Origin of the sequence: Aeromicrobium phoceense (assembly GCF_013868155.1) — a bacterium.
In the GTDB taxonomy this organism is placed as follows: domain Bacteria; phylum Actinomycetota; class Actinomycetes; order Propionibacteriales; family Nocardioidaceae; genus Aeromicrobium; species Aeromicrobium phoceense.
Genome location: NZ_JACEOG010000002.1, coordinates 546,884 through 566,537, shown reverse-complemented (window position 1 = coordinate 566,537; position 19,654 = coordinate 546,884). Strand labels below are relative to the sequence as shown.

19 protein-coding genes are annotated in these 19,654 nt (G+C 71.2%); 7 read left to right on the top strand and 12 right to left on the bottom strand.

Going from position 1 to position 19,654, the window contains the following annotated elements:
- Position 1: 1 nt before the first annotated feature.
- On the top strand, positions 2–658 hold the full coding sequence (locus H1W00_RS16105; protein WP_181756812.1) for a hypothetical protein: 657 nt from the start codon (positions 2–4) through the stop codon (positions 656–658).
- Positions 659–661: 3 nt separating this feature from the next.
- On the opposite strand, the gene H1W00_RS16100 is transcribed toward H1W00_RS16105, so the two are convergent.
- Positions 662–1,174, bottom strand: coding sequence for a DUF1707 domain-containing protein (locus H1W00_RS16100; RefSeq protein WP_181756811.1), 513 nt, complete (start codon positions 1,172–1,174; stop codon positions 662–664).
- Positions 1,175–1,176: 2 nt separating this feature from the next.
- Positions 1,177–1,899 (bottom strand): bifunctional 1-(5-phosphoribosyl)-5-((5-phosphoribosylamino)methylideneamino)imidazole-4-carboxamide isomerase/phosphoribosylanthranilate isomerase PriA, encoded by a 723-nt coding sequence (priA, locus tag H1W00_RS16095; protein WP_181756810.1) that lies wholly within the window; start codon positions 1,897–1,899, stop codon positions 1,177–1,179.
- Between the two features lie 41 nt (positions 1,900–1,940).
- Here priA and H1W00_RS16090 point away from each other — a divergent pair, with 41 nt between their 5' ends.
- Entirely contained in the window at positions 1,941–2,597 is a 657-nt protein-coding gene (locus H1W00_RS16090) for a YitT family protein (protein ID WP_181756809.1), read from the top strand.
- A gap of 3 nt (positions 2,598–2,600) precedes the next feature.
- Here H1W00_RS16090 and hisH read toward each other — a convergent pair whose 3' ends face one another.
- From hisH to hisD, 4 genes are read right to left on the bottom strand one after another with little or no spacing between them, the layout of a single operon-like run.
- Entirely contained in the window at positions 2,601–3,245 is a 645-nt protein-coding gene (gene hisH / locus H1W00_RS16085; RefSeq protein ID WP_181756808.1) for an imidazole glycerol phosphate synthase subunit HisH, read from the bottom strand.
- Positions 3,246–3,258: 13 nt separating this feature from the next.
- Entirely contained in the window at positions 3,259–3,858 is a 600-nt protein-coding gene (gene hisB, locus H1W00_RS16080; RefSeq protein ID WP_181756807.1) for an imidazoleglycerol-phosphate dehydratase HisB, read from the bottom strand.
- Positions 3,855–4,934 carry a histidinol-phosphate transaminase gene (locus tag H1W00_RS16075; RefSeq protein WP_181756806.1) on the bottom strand — a complete coding sequence of 360 codons (1,080 nt, stop codon included), beginning with the start codon at positions 4,932–4,934 and terminating at the stop codon, positions 3,855–3,857. The genes hisB and H1W00_RS16075 overlap by 4 nt, the downstream gene beginning before the upstream one ends.
- Entirely contained in the window at positions 4,931–6,229 is a 1,299-nt protein-coding gene (gene hisD, locus H1W00_RS16070; protein ID WP_181756805.1) for a histidinol dehydrogenase, read from the bottom strand. Before hisD ends, H1W00_RS16075 begins: the two co-directional genes overlap by 4 nt.
- A 40-nt stretch (positions 6,230–6,269) precedes the next feature.
- Between hisD and H1W00_RS16065 the strand changes: the two genes are divergently transcribed.
- Positions 6,270–7,442 (top strand): benzoate/H(+) symporter BenE family transporter, encoded by a 1,173-nt coding sequence (locus H1W00_RS16065; protein WP_286928220.1) that lies wholly within the window; start codon positions 6,270–6,272, stop codon positions 7,440–7,442.
- 56 nt (positions 7,443–7,498) lie between these two features.
- Entirely contained in the window at positions 7,499–7,987 is a 489-nt protein-coding gene (gene ybaK, locus H1W00_RS16060; RefSeq protein ID WP_181756804.1) for a Cys-tRNA(Pro) deacylase, read from the top strand.
- Here the strand turns inward: ybaK and H1W00_RS16055 are convergent.
- The 4 genes from H1W00_RS16055 to H1W00_RS16040 form a co-directional block, all read right to left on the bottom strand.
- Positions 7,965–8,477, bottom strand: a complete 513-nt coding sequence (locus tag H1W00_RS16055) for a hypothetical protein (protein ID WP_181756803.1) — start codon at positions 8,475–8,477, stop codon at positions 7,965–7,967. The two genes, ybaK and H1W00_RS16055, sit on opposite strands and share 23 nt — an antisense overlap.
- On the bottom strand, positions 8,474–12,013 hold the full coding sequence (dnaE, locus tag H1W00_RS16050; protein WP_181756802.1) for a DNA polymerase III subunit alpha: 3,540 nt from the start codon (positions 12,011–12,013) through the stop codon (positions 8,474–8,476). Before dnaE ends, H1W00_RS16055 begins: the two co-directional genes overlap by 4 nt.
- 162 nt (positions 12,014–12,175) lie before the next feature.
- Positions 12,176–13,000 (bottom strand): ABC transporter permease, encoded by an 825-nt coding sequence (locus H1W00_RS16045; protein WP_181756801.1) that lies wholly within the window; start codon positions 12,998–13,000, stop codon positions 12,176–12,178.
- Complete coding sequence (locus H1W00_RS16040; protein ID WP_181756800.1) at positions 12,997–13,965, bottom strand: ATP-binding cassette domain-containing protein; 969 nt, start codon at positions 13,963–13,965, stop codon at positions 12,997–12,999. Before H1W00_RS16040 ends, H1W00_RS16045 begins: the two co-directional genes overlap by 4 nt.
- A gap of 106 nt (positions 13,966–14,071) precedes the next feature.
- On the opposite strand from H1W00_RS16040, the gene H1W00_RS16035 reads away from it, so the two are divergent.
- The 3 genes from H1W00_RS16035 to H1W00_RS16025 all read left to right on the top strand — a co-directional run bounded on the left by H1W00_RS16035 (position 14,072) and on the right by H1W00_RS16025 (position 17,350).
- A complete protein-coding gene (locus tag H1W00_RS16035) occupies positions 14,072–15,214 on the top strand; it encodes a putative T7SS-secreted protein (protein WP_181756799.1) in 1,143 nt (380 codons plus the stop codon).
- A gap of 113 nt (positions 15,215–15,327) precedes the next feature.
- On the top strand, positions 15,328–15,981 hold the full coding sequence (locus H1W00_RS16030; protein ID WP_181756798.1) for a class I SAM-dependent methyltransferase: 654 nt from the start codon (positions 15,328–15,330) through the stop codon (positions 15,979–15,981).
- Position 15,982: 1 nt separating this feature from the next.
- Positions 15,983–17,350 (top strand): hypothetical protein, encoded by a 1,368-nt coding sequence (locus H1W00_RS16025; RefSeq protein WP_181756797.1) that lies wholly within the window; start codon positions 15,983–15,985, stop codon positions 17,348–17,350.
- Here H1W00_RS16025 and H1W00_RS16020 read toward each other — a convergent pair.
- Together H1W00_RS16020 and H1W00_RS16015 are read right to left on the bottom strand one after the other, a co-directional pair.
- Entirely contained in the window at positions 17,335–18,558 is a 1,224-nt protein-coding gene (locus tag H1W00_RS16020; protein WP_181756796.1) for a pyridoxal phosphate-dependent aminotransferase, read from the bottom strand. The two genes, H1W00_RS16025 and H1W00_RS16020, sit on opposite strands and share 16 nt — an antisense overlap.
- 85 nt (positions 18,559–18,643) lie before the next feature.
- Entirely contained in the window at positions 18,644–19,441 is a 798-nt protein-coding gene (locus H1W00_RS16015; protein ID WP_181756795.1) for a hypothetical protein, read from the bottom strand.
- Positions 19,442–19,654 lie beyond the last annotated feature (213 nt).

The window sequence follows — 19,654 nt, the reverse complement described above, 5'->3', positions numbered from 1 at the left end:
CATGAGCGTAGTGCGTGGGTCCGACGTTCCTACGAGCCGCCTCTGGCTCCTGGCGGCGGTCACCGCGCTGGCTCTCGGGGCCTGCTCGGAGTCCCCCGACGAGACGCCCGACTCCGCGCCCACCGCGACCTCGGCCACCCCCAGCCCCACGACGGAGTCGCCCACCTCGGAGCCGCCGGCCGCCCTGCCGGCGATCGAGGAGCTGACCGTCGCTCCGGGCGTCGTCGGCCCGGCGCGCACCGGGATGTCGCGCGACGAGGCGCTCGCGACCGGGCTGTTCGACGAGGACGTCGAGGTCCCCGGTGAGGAGTGCGGCCGCAGCGAGCCGCTCGGGTGGAAGGCCGACTACGCCTCCTCGCTCGACGTGCTGACGAAGGAGGACGGCACCGTCGTCTCCTTCGGCGTCCGCGGCGAGCAGCCCCGCACCGCCGACGGCCTGGGCGTCGGCAGCACCCTGAAGGACGTGACGGGCGTCTACGAGACCGCCGAGATGGTCGAGGCCGGCTACGGGCAGACGGGCGTGTTCGTCACCGAGGGCGACGCCTGGCTGGGCTTCCTGTTCAGGGAGGACACTGTGTCGATCGAGCCCACGAGCGAGGTCCTGATGGTCGAGGTCACCACGGGCACGCGTCCCGACCTCATGCGCGACGGCTGCTGAGCCTCAGCCCTCGTCGTCGTCCTCGCGCCCGCTCAGGCGGCGCTCGATCTTCCGCTCGTGGTGCTCGATGCGCTGGCCCCGGTTGACCACGTGCATGAGCCAGCCGACGCCGACGCCGAGGATCGGGAAGATCGGCCAGAAGAAGAGCGGCTCGCCGCTGGCGATGCTCGTGGCGCCCCAGATCCCGCTGGTCATCACCCCGATGGCCACCACCCCGTTGCGGGCGTCACGCGTCTCGCGCCGGTAGCGCCGCAGCGCCTCGTCGTGCACGGACAGCGACGCGGGCGTGGGCGGCTCGAGGTCCTGGAGCAGGGGCACGAACTCGCCGAGCAGCGTGGCCGCGAGGGCGGCGTGCGACCTGCGGTCGAACTCGGTCCGGTCGAGCCGGCCGTCGGCGTAGGCCTCGCGCAGGGCCTCGACCGCCGTCTCGCGGTCCTGGTCCCCCGCGCGGATGCCCGCCACCTCCGCACGTCGCGGATCGGCGCTGAAGCCCTCCCACCGCACGAGGCCGGCCACGACTACTCCGCGACCGCGGCCAGCGCGTCGGGCAGCGTGAAGGCGCCCGCGTAGAGCGCCTTGCCGACGATCGCGCCCTCGACGCCGATGCCGGTCAGCGTGGCGATCGCGCGCAGGTCGTCGAGGCTCGAGACGCCGCCCGAGGCGACGACCGGCTTGTCGGTCTGCTCGCACACCTGGCGCAGCAGGTCGAGGTTCGGACCGGTGAGCGTGCCGTCCTTCGTGACGTCGGTGACGACGTAGCGCGCGCACCCGTCGGCGTCGAGGCGGGCCAGCACCTCGAACAGGTCGCCGCCCTCCTTCGTCCAGCCCCGGGCGGCCAGTGTGCGGCCACGAACGTCGAGGCCGACCGCGACCCGGTCGCCGTACCGGGCGATCGCCGAGCGGCACCAGTCGGGATCCTCGATCGCGGCGGTGCCCAGGTTGACCCGGCGGCAGCCGGTGGCCATGGCGGCGTCGAGCGAATCGTCGTCGCGGATGCCGCCCGAGAGCTCGACCTTCACGTCCAGCCGGCCGACGACCTCGGCCAGCAGGTCGCGGTTGCTGCCCTTGCCGAAGGCGGCGTCGAGGTCGACCAGGTGGATCCACTCGGCGCCGTCGGCTTGCCACTGCAGGGCGGCGTCGAGCGGGGAGCCGTAGGACGTCTCGCTGCCGAGCTCGCCCTGGACCAGGCGCACGGCCTGGCCCTCGGCGACGTCGACGGCGGGGAGGAGTTCGAGAGTCACCCCGCGATCGTATCGACCGCCCTCCGTAGAGTGGGCGGGCCATGAATGACAGCCACCCCGACCACGCCCCGGCCGACACCGACGACCTCATGGAGCCGTCGGCGGTCACGCTGCCCCACACCCCCGCCGAGGACGTCCTGGGCGTGCTCACCGGCACGTGGCTGGCCTCGCTGGGCCTGCACCTGCTCTACGAGGCGCACGCGGTCACCGGCGGCACCGCCGGCCTGTCGCTGCTGATCACCTACGCCGTGGCCCTGCCGCTCCCCGCCGTGCTGCTGCTGGCCAACCTGCCGTTCTTCGCGCTCGCGCTGTGGAAGAAGGGCTGGCGGTTCACGGTGCGGTCCGTGATCGCCGTCGCGCTGCTCTCGCTCTTCACCGCGGTGCACGCCGAGATGATCCCCTCCCCCGACCTCGCGCCCGTCTACGGGATCGCCACCGGCAACCTGCTGGCCGGCGTGGGCATCCTCATCCTGTTCCGGCACGGCTCGAGCCTCGGCGGCTTCAGTGTGCTGGCCCTCATCGCGCAGGAGCAGGCGGGCCTGCGCGCGGGATACGTGCAGATGGCCCTGGACCTGCTCGTGGTCCTGGCCGCCCTGCTGGTGGTGCCGTGGGACAACGTGCTGCTGTCCGCGCTCGGCGCGGTGATCCTCAACGTGGTGCTGGCCTTCAACCACCGGCCGGAGCGCTACCGCGCCTGACCGCTAGAGCGTGGCGATCCAGTTCTCGAGCAGACGTCGGCCGGCGTCGCCGGACTTCTCCGGGTGGAACTGCGTGGCCCACAGCGGGCCGTGCTCGACCGCGGAGACGAAGCGGTCGCCGCCGTACTGCGTCCACGTGACGCCCGGCGCGCGGAAGGGTGTGCCCTCCGCGTCGACCAGCCACTCGCGCACGCCGTAGGAGTGCACGAAGTAGAAGCGCTCGGACTCGATCCCGGCGAACATCACCGTGTCGGCGGGCGGCTCGACCGTGTCCCAGCCCATGTGCGGCACGATCGGCGCCTGGATCTTCTCCACCGTGCCGGGCCACTCGCCGCAGCCGGTGCTGCGCACGCCGTGCTCGATGCCCTCGGCGAAGAGGATCTGCATGCCCACGCAGATGCCCAGCACGGGACGGCCGGCGATGAGGCGGCGCTCGATGATCCGCTCACCGTCGACCGCACGCAGGCCCTTCATGCAGGCGTCGAACGCGCCGACACCGGGCACCAGCAGGCCGTCGGCCTGCTCGGCGACCTCGCGGTCGGCGGTCAGCACGACGTCGACGCCGCGCGACTGGCCCGCGCGCTCGACGGCACGCACGGCCGACCGCAGGTTGCCCGAGCCGTAGTCGAGGACCGCGACCGTCGTCATCGGACCGCTCCGCTCACAGCGCGCCCTTGGTCGACGGGATCCCCGTCTCGCGCGGGTCAGGCTCGACGGCGGCACGCAGGGCCCGCGCGAGGGCCTTGAACTGGCACTCGGCGATGTGGTGCGGGTCGCGCCCGGAGATGAGGTTCATGTGCAGGGTGATCCCGGCGTGGTGCGCGATCGACTCGAAGACGTGCGAGGTCAGCGAGCCGATGTACGAGCCGCCGATGATCGCGGTGATCTGGCGCTCGGGCTCGCCGGTGTGCACGAAGTAGGGGCGTCCCGACACGTCGACGACGCACTGGGCGACGGCCTCGTCCAGCGGGATCATGGCGTTGCCGTAGCGGCGGATCCCGGCCTTGTCGCCGAGCGCCTCACGGAGTGCCTCGCCGATGCAGATCGCCGTGTCCTCCACCGTGTGGTGGGCGTCGATGTGCAGGTCGCCCTCGGAGCGGACGGTGAGGTCGATGAGCGAGTGACGGCCCAGCGCCGTGAGCATGTGGTCGTAGAAGCCCACGCCCGTGCTGATCTCCGTGCGGCCGGTGCCGTCGAGGTCGAGCTCGACGACGACGTGCGACTCCGACGTCTTCCGCTCGATCCGTGCCTGCCTGCTCATCGCGGATCCACCTCCATCAGTGCGGCGCGGAACGCCTGCATCTCCTCCGGGGTGCCGATCGACACCCGGAGCCAACCGTCGGGCCCCGTCTCGCGGATCAGGACCCCGTGGTCGACCAAACCCTCCCACACGGCGCGACGATCGGGGAAATGCCCGAACAGGAGGAAGTTCGCGTCGGACGCGGCCACGTCGTAACCGCGCTCGGCCAGCCAGGCGGCCGTCTCGTCGCGGGTCGTGCGCAGGGCGTCGACCCGGGCGAGCAGCTCGTCGGTGTGCCGCAGGGCGCCGAGCGCCGTGGCCTGGGTGACCGAGGAGAGGTGGTACGGCAGCCGCACGATGCGCAGCGCGTCGACGACCGCGGGGTCGGCCGCAAGGTAGCCCAAGCGTCCCCCGGCGAGGGCGAAGGCCTTGCTCATCGTGCGCGTGACGATCAGTCGGGGGTGGCCGGCGAGCAGCTCGAGCGCGGTGGGCGTCCCCTCGCGCCGGAACTCCGCGTAGGCCTCGTCGACCACGACGATGCCGGGCGCCACGTCGAGCACGGCGCGCAGCTCCTCGGGCGCCAGCGCGGTGCCCGTGGGGTTGTTCGGCGAGGTCAGGAAGACCACGTCGGGCTGCTCGGCCTCGACCAGCGCGACCGCGGCGGGCACGTCGATCGCGAAGTCCTCGCGACGCCGGCCCGCGACCCAGCGCGTGTGCGTGTTGCGGGCGTACTCCGGATACATCGAGTAGGTCGGCGCGAACGACACCGCGGTGCGACCCGGGCCGCCGAACGCCTGCAGGATCTGCTGCATGACCTCGTTGGAGCCGTTGGCCGCCCACACCCGGTCGGCCGTGAGCCCGTGACCCAGGTAGGCCGCCAGGGCCTCGCGCAGCGCCCACGCCTCGCGGTCGGGGTACCGGTTGAGCTCCAGCGCGGCCTGCTGGACCGCACCGGCGATGTCGGCCGCCGCCTTCTCGCTCGGGCCGTAGGGGTTCTCGTTCGTGTTCAGGCGGACCGGGACGTCGATCTGGGGAGCGCCGTACGGCTCCTCGTTCCTCAGCTCGTCGCGGATCGGCACCCAGGCGGGAACCGTCATCGCGTCCGCTCCAGGCGCGCGGTGACGGCCGCGCCGTGGGACGGCAGGTCCTCCGCCTCGGCGAGCGTGACGACTTTCGGCCCGACGTCGCGCAGGGCGGCCTCGGAGTAGGACACGACGTGCATGTTCTTCACGAACGCACGCACGGACAGGCCTGAGGAGTGGCAGGCGCACCCGGCGGTGGGCAGCACGTGGTTGGACCCGGCGGCGTAGTCGCCGAGCGAGACGGGGGTGAACGAGCCGACGAACACGGCACCGGCGTTGACGATGCGGTCCGCGAGCGCGGACGCGTCGGCGGTCTGGATCTCGAGGTGCTCGGCCGCGTAGGCGTTGGCGACGTCGACGCCCTGGTCGGTGTCGCGCACCAGCACGGTGGCCGACTGGGAGCCCGCGAGGGCCGTGCGGATCCGCTCCTCGTGACGGGCCAGGGGCACCTGGCGGACCAGCTCGGCGTCCACCGCGTCGGCGAGCTCGAGCGAGTCGGTGATCAGGACGGCGGCGGCCATCGGATCGTGCTCGGCCTGGCTGATGAGGTCGGAGGCGACGAACGCGGGGTCGGCGGTGGAGTCCGCGACGATCGCGATCTCCGTGGGGCCGGCCTCGGAGTCGATCGCCACGACGCCCTGGAGGTGGCGCTTCGCGGCGGCGACGTAGATGTTGCCCGGACCCGTGACGAGGTTGACGGGCTCGTTCTCCTCGGTGCCGTACGCCAGCATGGCGAGCGCCTGCGCGCCACCGGCGGCGTAGACCTCGTCGATGCCCAGGCGCGCGCACGCGGCGAGGATCGTCGGGTGCGGCAGTCCGCCGAACTCGACCTGAGGCGGGCTCGCCAGGGCGATCCCGGGCACGCCGGCGACCTGGGCCGGGACGGCGTTCATGATGACGGTGCTGACCAGCGGCGCGAGGCCGCCGGGCACGTAGAGACCGACGCGCTGCATCGGCACGATCCGGCGCTCGACGAGCGCTCCGGGCGCCACCTCGACGGAGACGGTGCGCTCCAGCTCGGCCTCGCAGGTGGCCCGCAGCCGGGAGATCGACTCGTCGATGGCCTCCAGGACGGCGGGATCCAGGCCGACGCGCGCCTTCTCGATGTCCTCCGCGGACACGCGGAGGCGCTCGGGCCGGACGCCGTCGAAGCGCTCGCCCGCGTCGAGGACGGCGGCGGCGCCGCGGTCGCGCACGTCGTCGCAGATCGGGACGACCGCCGCGAGCGCATGCTCGACGTCGACCTCGGCACGGGGCACCGCGTCGCGGTACCCATCGGTCTGGTCACGCAGGTCGAGTCGTCTCAGCACACCCTGAAGTCTAGGTCGCGCGATGGCCTAGCCTCACAGCGTGTCCCACTCCCCCACCGACGCGCACTGGCAGCAGCCGGTGACGGCGGGCGCGGTCACGGCGCTCGTGGGCTTCACCTCGTCGTTCGCGGTGGTGCTGGCCGGCCTGCGAGCCGTGGGGGCGACCCCGGCCCAGGCCGCCAGTGGCCTGCTGGCGCTGACCCTGGGCTTCGGCGTTCTGATCATCGCGCTGGCCCTCGTGCACCGCGTCCCCGTGACGCTCGCGTGGTCCACGCCCGGCGCGGCACTGCTCGTGTCCACCGGGTCGGTCGAGGGCGGTTGGCCCGCCGCGGTGGGCGCCTTCGTCGTGACCGGACTGCTGATCGCGCTCATCGGCGCGGTCCCGGCGCTGGGGGCCCTCGTCGCTCGGATTCCCACCGAGATCGCCCAGGCGATGCTCGCCGGGATCCTGCTGCAGCTGTGCATCGCGCCGTTCGTGGCCCTGGCCGACGCCCCCGGCTACGTCGCCCCCGTCATCGTCGCGTGGGTCGTGGCCAGCCGGATCGCCCCGCGCTGGGCCGTGCCGGTGGCGCTGCTGGTCGCGATCGGCGCGATCGTCGTGGCGGCGTCCCGCTCCGGTGAGTCCCTCGACACCGCGTCGCTCGTCCCCCACCTCGAGTGGACCACGCCCACGTGGACGTGGCCCGCGATCGTCGGCATCGCGCTGCCGCTCACGATCGTCACGATGGCCTCGCAGAACCTGCCGGGCGCAGCCGTGCTGCGCAGCTTCGGCTTCTCCGTGCCGTGGCGGTCGTCGGTCGTGTCCACCGGGCTCGGCACCGCGGTCGTGGCGCCGTTCGGTGGTCACGCGATGAACCTCGCGGCGCTGTCGGCCGCGCTCGCCGCGGGCGAGGAGGCCGGCCCCCGGGAACGGCGCTGGATCGCCGCCACCTCGGCCGGCGTCGGCTACCTCGTGATCGCCGGGGCCGCGGGCCTCGTCGTCGCACTCGCCGACGTCGCGCCCCCGGGCATCATCGAGGCCGTGGCCGGACTGGCCCTCATCGGGGCGCTCGTCGCCTCACTGCAGGGTGCCTTCGCTCACGAGCGGCATCGCACCAGCGCCGGGCTGACGTTCCTCTTCGCGGCCTCCGGCGTCTCCCTGCTGTCGGTCGGCGCCGCCTTCTGGGCCCTGCTGCTGGGACTCGCGGTCCGCGCCACGCTGGAGCGCGACTGACAGTTTTCCCGGCTAACCGGGGAAACTGCACCCCGGACGGCGGTAGCCTCACGCAGGTGGTCAACAAGAAAGTCGGCGACGCGACCCCGGCGCTCGCGGCACTGCACCGCGCAGGCGTGACGGTCACCGCCCACGCCTACGAGCACGACCCGCGAGCCCGCTCCTACGGGCTCGAGGCCGCCGACGCCCTCGGGCTGGAGCCGGCGCGGGTCTTCAAGACGCTGATGATCGACGTCGACGGCACGCTGGCCGTGGCGGTCGTCCCCGTCTCGGGCAGTCTCGACCTCAAGCGCGCCGCGGCGGCGCTGAACGGCAAGCGCGCGCAGCTGGCCGATGCGGCCGCCGCCCAGCGCGCCACGGGGTACGTCCTCGGTGGGATCAGCCCGTTCGGGCAGCGCCGCCTGCACCGCACGGTGGTCGACGCCAGCGCGATGACCCACCCGACGGTGTTCGTCTCGGGCGGCCGGAGAGGGCTCGACCTGGAGATCTCGCCCGACGACCTGGTGGCTCAGACCCGGGCCGTCACGGCTCGGATCGCTCGCTGACCTCGTCCGCGAGCTCCTCGTCGTCGTCTTCCCCGTCGGAGCTGAGGTAGAGCGCGAGCGTGTAGCTCAGCACCGCGACGAGCGGCCACACGAGGAACGGGACGATCCCGTCGACCGCGAACTGGGCCGACACCTCGTCACCGACCTCCAGGCCCTTGACGCTCTCCGGCGGCGGCGGCCCGAGCCAGATCCCGAGCCGCCAGCACACGAGCGAGGCGGCGCTGGACGCCGCGGCGAGCCCGAGGACGGTCTCCCACCGTCCGGGGCGCGTGAGCCGGTGGGTGGCGACGCCCGCGAGGACGCCGAAGACGATCCCGACGACGACGAACACCGCCACGACCTGGAAGCTGCCGGTGGCGTTGACCTCGGTGAGCACGAGCCCGCGCTCGGTGGCCAGCCACTGCGAGGGCCGCCCGAAGGCCCACCACGCGACCGCCGCCGGGATTCCTCCGGCGACGACCGCCAGCAGGACGCGCGACGTGCGGGTCACGCGAGGCACCCCGGTCCGAGCAGTTCCTTCAGGTCGGCGAACAGCGACGACGTGGTGGACACCCGCAGTCCCTGGTCGAGGCGCATCGTCGTGGTCTTGCCCTGGCCGGAGAGTCTCAGGTGCACCTCGGTGACGCCCGGGTGCGCCCCGAGCACCTGCTTGAAGGCGTTGATCGTGTCCAGCGTGCAGCGCGAGGCGGCCAGGCTGACGACGAGCGGCTGGTCGGTGCGCCCCTCCCCGATCGCCGGGCGGGTGACCTCGTTGGCCGACAGGTCCATGCCGTCGTCGTTGCGCCGCACCCGGACCTTCGCCACGACGAGCGAGTCCTGGGTGAGCACCGAGGCGGCGAGGTTGTAGGCCGCGGGGAACACCGCGATGTCGACCGAGCCCTCGAGGTCCTCGAGGGTGATCGTCGCCCACGTGTCGCCCTTCTTGCTCATCCGACGCTGGACGCTGGTGACCAGGCCGCACAGCTTCAGCACGTCGCCGTCGGGGCGGTCGCCGTCGAGCAGCGTGCCGATCGAGGAGTCGGAGTTGGCCGCCAGCACGTGCTCGAGCCCGCCGAGGGGGTGGTCGGACACGTAGAGGCCCAGCATGTCGCGCTCGAACGCGAGCTTCTGCGTCTTCTCCCAGTCGGCGATGTCCGGCACGGTGATGCCGAGCCCGTCGAACTCCTCCTCGAACGCGCCGAACAGCGAGTCCTGGCCGATGGCCGCGTTGCGCTTGATGTCGATGTACTGGTCGACCGCCTCCTCGGCGATCGAGGCCAGCGCGCGCCGGCCGTGCCCGAGGGAGTCGAACGCGCCGGCCTTGATCAGCGAGTCGAGGACGCGCTTGTTGCACACCTGCGTGGGGACCTTGTCGAGGAAGTCGGCGAAGTCGGTGAAGGCGCCCTTGGTCTCGCGCGCCTCGATGATCCCGGCCACGACGTTGGCGCCGACATTGCGCACCGCGGTGAGGCCGAAGCGGATGTCGGGACCGACCGAGGCGAAGTTCGCCACCGAGTCGTTGACGTCGGGCGGCAGCACCTTGATGCCCAGGCGCCGGCACTCGGCCAGGTAGAGAGCCGATTTGTCCTTGTCGTCCTTGACGCTGGTCAGCAGGGCCGCCATGTACTCGGCCGGGTAGCGCGCCTTGAGGTAGGCGGTCCAGTAGCTGATGACGCCGTACGAGGCCGAGTGCGCCTTGTTGAACGCGTAGTCGGCGAACGGGACGAGGATCTCCCACAGCGTCTTGACGGCGTTCGTGGAGAAGCCGCGCTCGACCATGCCGGCCTCGAAGCCGACGAACTCCTGCTGGAGGACCTCGCGCTTTTTCTTGCCCATGGCGCGACGCAGGTTGTCGGCCTGTCCGAGCGAGTACCCGGCCAGCACCTGGGCGATCTCCATGACCTGCTCCTGGTACACGATCAGCCCGTAGGTCGTGCCCAGGATCGGCTTGAGCGCCTCGGTCAGCTCAGGATGGATGTAGTCGATCTCCTGGCGGCCGTTCTTGCGCTTGGCGTAGTTCGTGTGGCTGTCCGCGCCCATCGGACCGGGACGGTAGAGCGCGATGACGGCGCTGATGTCCTCGAAGTTGTCGGGCTGCATCTGCTTGAGCAGCTGGCGGATGGGCGGCGAGTCGAGCTGGAACACGCCGAGCGTGTCGCCGCGGCACAGCAGCGCGTAGGCCTCGGGGTCGTCGAACGCGAGGTCCTCGAGCACGAGGTCGATGTCGCGGTTCGCCTTGATGTTCTCGATGGCGTCGTTGAGCACCGTGAGGTTGCGCAGCCCCAGGAAGTCCATCTTGACCAGACCGAGCGACTCGCACATCGGGTAGTCGAACTGCGTGATGACCGAGCCGTCGGCCTCGCGCTTCATGATCGGGACGATGTCCAGCAGCGGGTCGCTGCTCATGATCACGCCGGCGGCGTGCACGCCCCAGTTGCGGATCTGGCCCTCGAGGCCCAGCGCGATGTCGTAGACCTTGCGCACGTCGTGGTCCTGCGCGTGCAGGTCGCGGAAGTCCTTGCCGTCGTTGTAGCGCGGGTGCGACTCGTCGAAGATGTCGGCGAGCTTGACGCCCTTGCCCATCACGTCGGCGGGCATCGCCTTGGTGATCTTGTCGCCCATGGCGAAGGGGTAGTCCAGGATGCGGCTGGCGTCCTTGACCGCGGCCTTGGACTTGAGCCGGCCGAACGTGGCGATCTGGGCGACCTTGTCGGTGCCGTACTTCTGGGTGACGTACTGGATGACCTCGCCGCGGCGACGCTCGTCGAAGTCGATGTCGAAGTCGGGCATCGACGGGCGCTCGGGGTTGAGGAAGCGCTCGAAGATCAAGCCGTTCTGCAGCGGGCACAGGTCGGTGATCCGCAGCGCGTAGGCGGCGATCGAGCCGGCGCCCGATCCACGACCCGGACCCACGCGGATGCCGTTGTCCTTGGACCAGTTGATGAAGTCGGCGACGACGAGGTAGTACCCGCAGTACCCCTTCTGCGCGATGATGTCGAGCTCCATCTCGGTGCGCGCACGCACTTCGTCGGAGAAGTCGGTGCCGTAGCGCGACTCGATCCCGCGCCAGACCTCCTGGCGGAACCAGGACTCCTCGGTCTCCCCGGCGGGCACGTCGGCGCGAGCCATGTAGCCGCCCGTGGACTCGGTGAACTCGACGTCGCAGCGCTCGGCGATCAGGAGTGTGTTGTCGCACGCCTCCTTCATGCCGTGCTTGTCCTCCCACAGCGAGCGCATCTCGGCGGCGGACTTGATGTAGTAGCCGCCGCCGTCGAACCGCAGGCGCTTCTCGTCGCTGATGCGCTTGCCGGAGGCGACGCAGATCAGCGCGTCGTGCGCCGCGGCGTCCTGCGGGTGCGTGTAGTGGGAGTCGTTCGTGGCGACCGGCGGGATGCCGAGCTCGCGGCCCAGGCGCAGCAGGTCGTCGCGGACCCGGCGCTCGACCGAGATGTCGTGGTCCATCAGCTCGAGGAAGAAGTTCTCCTTGCCGAAGATCTCCTGCAGCTCGGCGGCCTCGCGCCGCGCCTCCTCGTACTGCCCGAGGCGCAGCCGGGTCTGGACCGCGCCCGACGGGCAGCCGGTGGTGGCGATGAGCCCGTTCGAGTAGGTCTCCAGCAGCTCGCGGTCGGCGCGCGGCTTGTAGTAGTAGCCCTCGAGGCTGGACAGCGACGACAGCCGGAACAGGTTGTGCATGCCCTCGGTGGTGGAGGCCCACATCGTCATGTGGGTGTAGGCGCCACCGCCGGCGACGTCGTCGCCGCCCTCCTCGGCCGCGTTGCCGCGACCCCAGCGCACGCGCTTCTTCTCGCTGCGGTGCGTGCCGGGGGTGAGGTAGGCCTCGAGGCCGATGATCGGCTTGACGCCGTGCTTGCGCGCGGTGTTCCAGAAGTCGTAGGCGCCGTGCACGTTGCCGTGGTCGGTCATCGCGATCGCCGGCATCTGCTGCTCGGCGGTGCGTTCGAACATCCCGTCGAGCAACGAGTGTCCGTCGAGCATCGAGTACTCCGTGTGGACGTGCAGGTGCACGAAGCTCGAATCACTCGCCATGGTCGCCGTCGGCCTCCGCTACGTCGTTCGTTCCCCGCCCGGGGACAGGTGTCGGGCCGCCAGAGGAGCCGGCGGCCGAGGGGTCGGGGAAGGACTCCAGACTACGTGAGCGCCCGACCGGAGTCGGTAGGCACGCCCGCGTGGGAGTCCTCCCCCGATGCGCTACTTGGTGGACGCGCGCTGGTAGGCCCGCACCGACAGCGGCACGAACACCGCGACGATCAGCACGACCCACAGCAGCGTGTACAGCACCGGGTTCTGCAGGCTCCACGCGTCGGGGACCGGAACCCCCACAGGAACGTTGCCGAAGAGCTCGCGCACGGCCTGGGTGAGCGCCGAGACGGGGTTCCACTCGACGAACGGCTGCAGGAACGGCGGGAACGACTCGGTGGGCACGAACGCGTTCGAGACGAACGTCAGCGGCATGATCACGATGAACGACGCATTGTTGATCACGTCGACGCTCGGCACGATCAACCCGACCCAGGCCATGATCCAGCTGATCGCGTAGGCGAACACCAGCAGCAGCACGAACGCGGCCAGCATCTTGGGGATGCCCTCGTGCGCACGCCAGCCCACCAGCAGGCCCGTGAGCGCCATGATGATCAGCGACAGCACGTTGTAGACCACGTCGGCGCCGGTGCGCCCGACCAGCACCGCCGAGCGCGACATGGGCAGCGAGCGGAACCGGTCGATGAAGCCCTTCTGCATGTCCTCGGCCATCGCCGCGCCGGAGAACGTGGCACCGAACACCACCGTCTGGGCGAAGATGCCGCCGATCAGGAACTCCTTGTAGTCCAGGCCCGGTCCGGCATCGATGGCGCCGCCGAACACGTACGCGAACAGCAGCACGAACATGATGGGCGAGATCAGGACGAACACCATGATCTCGGGAACGCGCTTGATCTTGATGAGATTGCGCTTGGCGCACACCCAGCCGTCGCTGAGGACGCGCATGGGTGCGCTGCGCTCGGTGATGATGGTCATCGTCCAGCCTCCTGCTCGGTCGTCTCGTCCTCGGCCTGGTGACCGGTCAGGGACAGGAACACGTCGTCGAGGGTGGGCCGTCGCAGCCCGATGTCGAGGACGTCGATGCCGGCCGCGCGGATGTTGCCGAGCACCTGCATCAGGTCGTCGGCACCCGAGCCGCTGACCGCCGCCGAGAGCGCCCGATCGTTCTGCGCCACGTCGCCCTTGGCGACCTCGGCCAGGAAGTCGTGCACGCGGGGCGCCTGCTCCACGTCGTCGACGACGACCTCGATCCTCTCGCCGCCCACCTTCGACTTGAGCTGGTCGGCGGTGCCCTCGGCGATGGAGCGGCCGCGGTCGATGACGATGATGTTGTCGGCCAGCAGGTCGGCCTCCTCGAGGTACTGCGTGGTGAGCAGCACCGTGCCGCCGTTCGCGACGAGGTCGGCGATGACCTCCCACATCTGCTGGCGACTGCGCGGGTCGAGGCCCGTGGTCGGCTCGTCGAGCACGATCACCGGTGGCTCGGCCACCAGCGCGCCGGCGAGGTCGAGCCGGCGCCGCATGCCGCCGGAGTAGGTCTTCGACGGCCGGTCGGCCGCGTCGGACAGGCCGAACCGCGCCAGCAGGTCGCGCGCCCGGGCTCCGGCCGCCTTGGCCTTCATTCCGTACAGCCGCCCGACCATCTCGAGGTTCTCGTAGCCGGTGAGGTACTCGTCCACCGCCGCGTACTGGCCCGACAGGCCGATGCGCCGGCGCACCCCGTCGGGGTCGGTCAGGACGTCGACCCCCGCGACCGTGGCTTGGCCCTCGTCGGGCGTGAGCAAGGTGGTGAGGATGCGGACCGCCGTGGTCTTTCCCGCACCGTTGGGCCCGAGCAGTCCCAGGACGGTGCCCTCGGGCACCGCCAGGTCGAGACCCGCCAGGGCCTCGACGTCGCCATAGCGCTTGACCAGTCCGGTCGCGCGGATCATGTCACTCATCCTCCGATCATGGACGAAGGGTCCGACAGAAATAAGCCCTGACGGGACGAGACCTGCGATCGGTGGTAGGAATGGGCCAGCATTTCGACGAACTCGGGGGTTCATCATGGTGGCCGACCTGCAGCAGGTCCTGCGATTCGATCCGGACGCGCTCGAGATCCCGGGGGACCCCGAGCGCCTGCGCGGCGGCGCGCAGAAGCTGGAGGACTTCATCACCGGGCTCACCGACGTGGGCAAGCGGCTCCGCGAGGCCGACGCGCCGAAGGAGTCGCGAGGGCCCACGGTCCGCGCGATGTCCCGCGTGGCCGGCACCATCGGACAGGTGCTCGAGGCCGACGCCGAGCAGCTCTCCGACCTGGCCGAGACCGTCCGCCGCCAGGCCGATCGCCTCACCGACGCCCAGGGCACGGTGGAGGAGGCGCGTCGTCGCTGGCGTCAGGCGCGCCAGGAGCTGCGCGACCAGGTCGACGACCTCAACGAGCGGGTCGCGCAGGCCGAGCGCGAGCGGAACGAGCGCATCGAGCGCGAGGAGCGTGAGGAGAGGGCCCGCAAGGACGGCAAGGGCGGCGGTCACGGCGGCGGAGGTGGCGGCGGTGGGGACCGCGAGCGTCGCGATCCCGAGCCGCCCACCGAGGCGGCCCAGCTGATCCGCGCCATGGACCAGCAGGTGCTCAACCAGGTGGACGGTCCCCTGCGCCGCCTCGCCGGCCTCGAGTTCACCGACCGCCACGGCGCCGTCGCGATGGCGATGGACGGCAAGGTCGACCAGATCGCCGAGCGCTACCGCCAGAGCGTGCAGGCGATCTTCGACGACATCGTGGAGGCGCTGCGCCAAGTCCACCGCGTCGACGAGCAGCTCGTCGAGCAGCTCCCCCGTCGCGAGAAGGCCCTCGCCTCGGTGGCTCAGACCCCCGACCAGCAGGCCGCACCCGACCTGACCCGCGTGTCCCGCCCCGAGGACCTCACCACGGTCGGCGAGCAGCTGCAGGAGTGCGCGCAGGCCCTCAACCGCGCCGACGAGCAGATCCCCGACATCAGGATCGCCATCCGCGAGGGCCGCATGACGCCCGAGGACGAGCAGATCGGCAGCATGAACGGGTTCCAGCGCACGTGGAAGGAGCACCTCGACCAGGTGCGCGAGGACCTCAATCACGCCCGCAAGGCCGGTGACGAGATCGCGCGCGAGCTGCGAGAGCTCGACGAGCGCGGGGCCCGCGAGGTGCGCCGCTCCTTCCGTCAGGCCGACTGAACCCGGCGCACGGCCGGCTTGACGAAGGTCCTCCCCCGGGACCTGCGAACCGTGTACGTTAACCGGACGTTCACGTACGGTTCGCGTGCGTGACACCGGACCCAGGGGGAAGCATGGCCCGCGCCGCCGACCGGCTCGACGCCCCGCAGGAGCGCGACGACTACTGGAACGCCTACTACGCCGACAGCGGCGTGGCGCGTCCCCTGCCGTCGCAGTTCGCTGCCTTCGTGGCGGGCGAGCTCGACCAGCCGGGGCGGGTGATCGAGTTCGGCAGCGGGTCCGGGCGCGACACCCTGTTCTTCGCAGCGCACGGTCACGACGTCACGGGCGTCGACGCCTCCAAGGCCGCGGTCGAGGCGTGCACGGCGGAGGCCGCCGACCTGGGCCTCGACGTCGAGTTCCTCGCGGCCACGATCGACCAGGACGGCCTCGCGGCGCAGCTGCGCGTGAGACCCGGCACCACCGTGGTCTACGCCCGCTTCTTCGTCCACGCGATCACCGACGAGGAGCAGACCGCGTTCCTCGACCTGGCGGCGTCCCTGACGTCCCCCGGCGACCGGCTGGCCGTCGAGTACCGCACCCTGCGCGACTCCAGTGGCGCCAAGGTCACCGGCAGCCACTTCCGCCGATTCGTCGACCCGACCTCGTTCAACGCCGAGGCGGTCCTGCACGGGTTCGACGTCGCGTATGCGGTCGAGGGCTTCGGCTTCGCGAAGTACCGGCAGGACGACGCCTACGTGGCACGGGCGCTGTTCCTGAGGCGGTGACGTGACCTCCCTCGAAGCGGCGCTTCGCCGGACCATCGGCGAGGTGGGCGCCCGGCTCCCGGACATCGACTTCGTGGGCCCGGGCGGTCAGCTGCGGGTCGACCTCGGCCCCACCCTCGTCGACCGGGTGCGGGTGGACCTGCTCTCCCCCGGGGCTCTGCGCCTGCAGTCCCTCGGCATCGTCACGACGGACGGCCTTCCGCCCGACGCGCTGGCGAGTCGCAGCACCGTCGTCGCGAGCAGCTGGTCCGCGGGTCGGCAGGAGGCGTTCCGGCCGTCCCGTCTCCTGGACCCCGATCACCGGGACGGCCCGATGATCCAAACGCAGCACGACGACCGTCCCTGGGCGGAGGTCACGTTCGACGAGCCCGTCGAGGTCGCCGCCGTGCAGCTGCGCGCGATCGACGCCCGTGCGGCGGTCGAGGACCGCGACATCCGGGTGCAGGTCGGCTCCCCCGGAGCGGAGCTCGTGGCCGTGTACGACGCGCGCGAGCGCCGGGAGCTGCTCCACACCCTCCTGTCCGTGGCTGCCGCGCAGGTGCCGCCAGAGCTCCGGTCCGAGTTCGTGATGCTGGTGGGTCCGCTAGAGATGACCATCGCCGGCGACTACCGCGACGCCCGGGCCGCGATGAAGCAGGTCGCGAAGAAGGTCCCCGACGAGGCGCGACGCGCCTTCGCGCGCGTGGTCTCCGACGACGTGCTCCTCGGGCGGTCGCTGGAGTGGACCGCCCACGGCCCGACCCGGTCGTTCCGGTTCTGGTCCGAACGGGAGAAGGTCGACTACGTCCGCTTCACGGTCTCGGTCGCCGAGGCGCTGCGCGAGCTCACCCCGCACGTGTGCTTCGGCTACGGCGCCGCGCTGGCGGTCGTCCGCGACGGCGACCTCATCCCCCATGACGACGACCTCGACCTCATCGTGGCGTTCGAGCCCCACGAGGCGGCCACGTTGCCCGAGGCGCACGCCCGCGTGGAGGAGTTCCTGGGCGCCCGCGGCTTCGCCGTGAAGGGGGACTTCTTCGGCCACCGGCACGTCGCCCCGGCCACCGGCGAGAAGAGCGTCGACGTGTTCTCGGCGCTCTTCGAGGGCGACCGCATCGCGTGGTACCCCGGCACCCGGGGAGCCCTCGACCGCTCGACGATGTTCCCCACCGGCGAGGGCGAGCTGCTCGGCGTCCGGTGCCCGCTGCCGGCCGACCCGGTGGCGTACCTCGAGACGATCTACGGGCCCGGCTGGAGCACGCCCGACCCGGGGTTCAAGCACACCTGGCGCAAGCGGGACTTCGCCGACCAGACCGTGGCGCCTACCCCTTCGGAGCCCGAGCCCGAGCGCCGCGGCTGGCTCGCCCGCGTGCTTCAGTCCTGGCGGTAGGTGCTGAGGAAGTTCCCCATCCGCTGGATCGCCTCGGCGAGGTCGCGCGACCACGGCAGCGTCACGATCCGCAGGTGGTCGGGGTCGGGCCAGTTGAAGCCCGTCCCCTGCGTGAGGAGGATCTTCTCGCTCATCAGCAGGTCAAGCACGAATCGCTGGTCGTCCTTGATGGGGTACACCTCGGGGTCCAGCCGCGGGAAGGCGTAGAGCGCTCCGCGCGGGGTGACCACGCTGACGCCCGGGATCTTGCGCAGCTCGTTGACGGCGGTGTCGCGCTGCTCGAGCAGGCGACCGCCGGGCAGGATGAGCTCCTTGATCGACTGGTAGCCGCCGAGCGCCACCTGGATCGCGTTCTGCGCCGGCACGTTGGGGCACAGGCGCATCGAGGCCAGCAGCGTGAGGCCCTCGAGGTAGTCCTCGGCGCGCTCGAGCGGGCCGGTCACCACGAGCCAGCCGGCGCGGTAGCCGCACACCCGGTACGCCTTGGACAGGCCGTTGAAGGTCAGGGTCAGCACGTCGGGCGCGACGCTGGCCATGGGGATGTGCACGGCGTCGTCGTAGAGGATCTTGTCGTAGATCTCGTCGGCCATGAGGATCAGGTCGTGCTTGCGCGCCAGGTCGGCGATCGCCGTGAGCGTCTCGCGGCTGTAGACCGCACCCGTCGGGTTGTTCGGGTTGATCACGACGATGACCTTGGTGCGGTCGGTGATCTTGGACTCGAGGTCCTCGAGGTCGGGGTTCCAGTCGTTGTCCTCGTCGCACCGGTAGTGCACCGGCCGGCCCCCGGCGAGGTTGGTAACGGCGGTCCACAGCGGGTAGTCCGGCGTGGGGATCAGCACCTCGTCGCCGTTGTCGAGCAGCGCCTGCAGGGCGATCTGGATCAGCTCGCTGACGCCGTTGCCGAGCCAGACGTCGTCGATGTCGATCGCCGGGAAGCCGTCCTGCAGCTGGTAGTGGTGCACCACCGCGCGGCGGGCCGACTGGATGCCGCGGGAGTCGGAGTACCCCTGCGCCGTCGGCAGGCCGGCGATGACGTCCTGGAGGATCTCCGACGGCGCGTCGAAGCCGAACGGCTGCGGGTTGCCGATGTTGAGCTTGAGGATCCGGTGGCCCTCGGCCTCCAGCTGGGCGGCTCGCGCGCTGACGGGGCCGCGGATGTCGTACAGGACATCCCTCAACTTCTCCGACTGGCGCACGACAGGGCTCATGCGCCCATTGTGCCGGACGGCCTCCACGCGAAGCGCTGGCAGTGACGTTTGCGGGCGCGACACGCCGGTCACGACGCCGCGGACGTCACCGCCAGCGCTGACCCGGGCCCCACGAGCGGAACCATGAGGGCTGCTCGAGGGTCCAGTCGCGACGGTGGGAGAGCCGGCCGTCGCGGTGTCCGAGCCGGATGCGACTCACGAGGCCCTGAACGTCCCTGTGGTCGAGCGACGTCGCACGGACCACGACCAGGCCCGCGCGCTCGAACCGCTCCTCACGGACGTTGTCGTCGGAGTGGTTCTGCGCGTCCCGGTGGTGAGCGCCATCGGTCTCGATGACCAGCCCGGTGTCCTCGTCGAGGAGATCGGCGACCCCGAGCAGGGCTCCCGATGGACCGAAGACCGGTGGATTGACCAGGAGCGCATCAAGACCGGCATCCAGCTGCGCGACCAGTCTCGTCCGGGTCTCCAACGGACTCGCGCTGCGCTCCGATCCCAGCAGCAGGGCCCGCTTCGCCCGAACGATGCCCCGTGTCTTGCGGTGGGAGCTCACCACCTGCTGGACCGCACGCAGCGAGGTGTGCGCGGTGTCCCTCACTCCCGAGACGGCCGAGTCCAGGGCGACGACCGCTGCCCGGAGGGAAGGAGCGAGACGCATCTCGTCGTACACGGCTCGCGCCGTGGTCGTCACGGGAACGCCCTCCAAGGACGTCACCTCGTGGTCCCACACGGTGGCCCGGCACGGCTCCACGACCGTGCGGCGGCGCATCTGCGTCCCGGCGCCGCAGTGCACGAGAGCCGGGCGCAGCTCCTCGCCGCCACCGAATGCGTCATTGCCCTGGAAGCGCAGTGAGGCCCATCCGCCCAGGACGCACCCGTGACTCATCAGGCCTATCGCGTCAGCGACGCGTCCGTCAGCCTCTCCCACCGCCATGCCGGCCGGTCGCCACAGACCGTGTGCACGCTGTTCCCACATCCGGCCTCGCAGCTCGTCGGGCGTTGCCGGCACGACACGAGTTCTCGCGGTCGCGAAGATGGGCTCCATGACCCGCAAGCGTGGGGCCCTCCAGCCGCCGCTGCCCGTGTTGTCCACACCCGA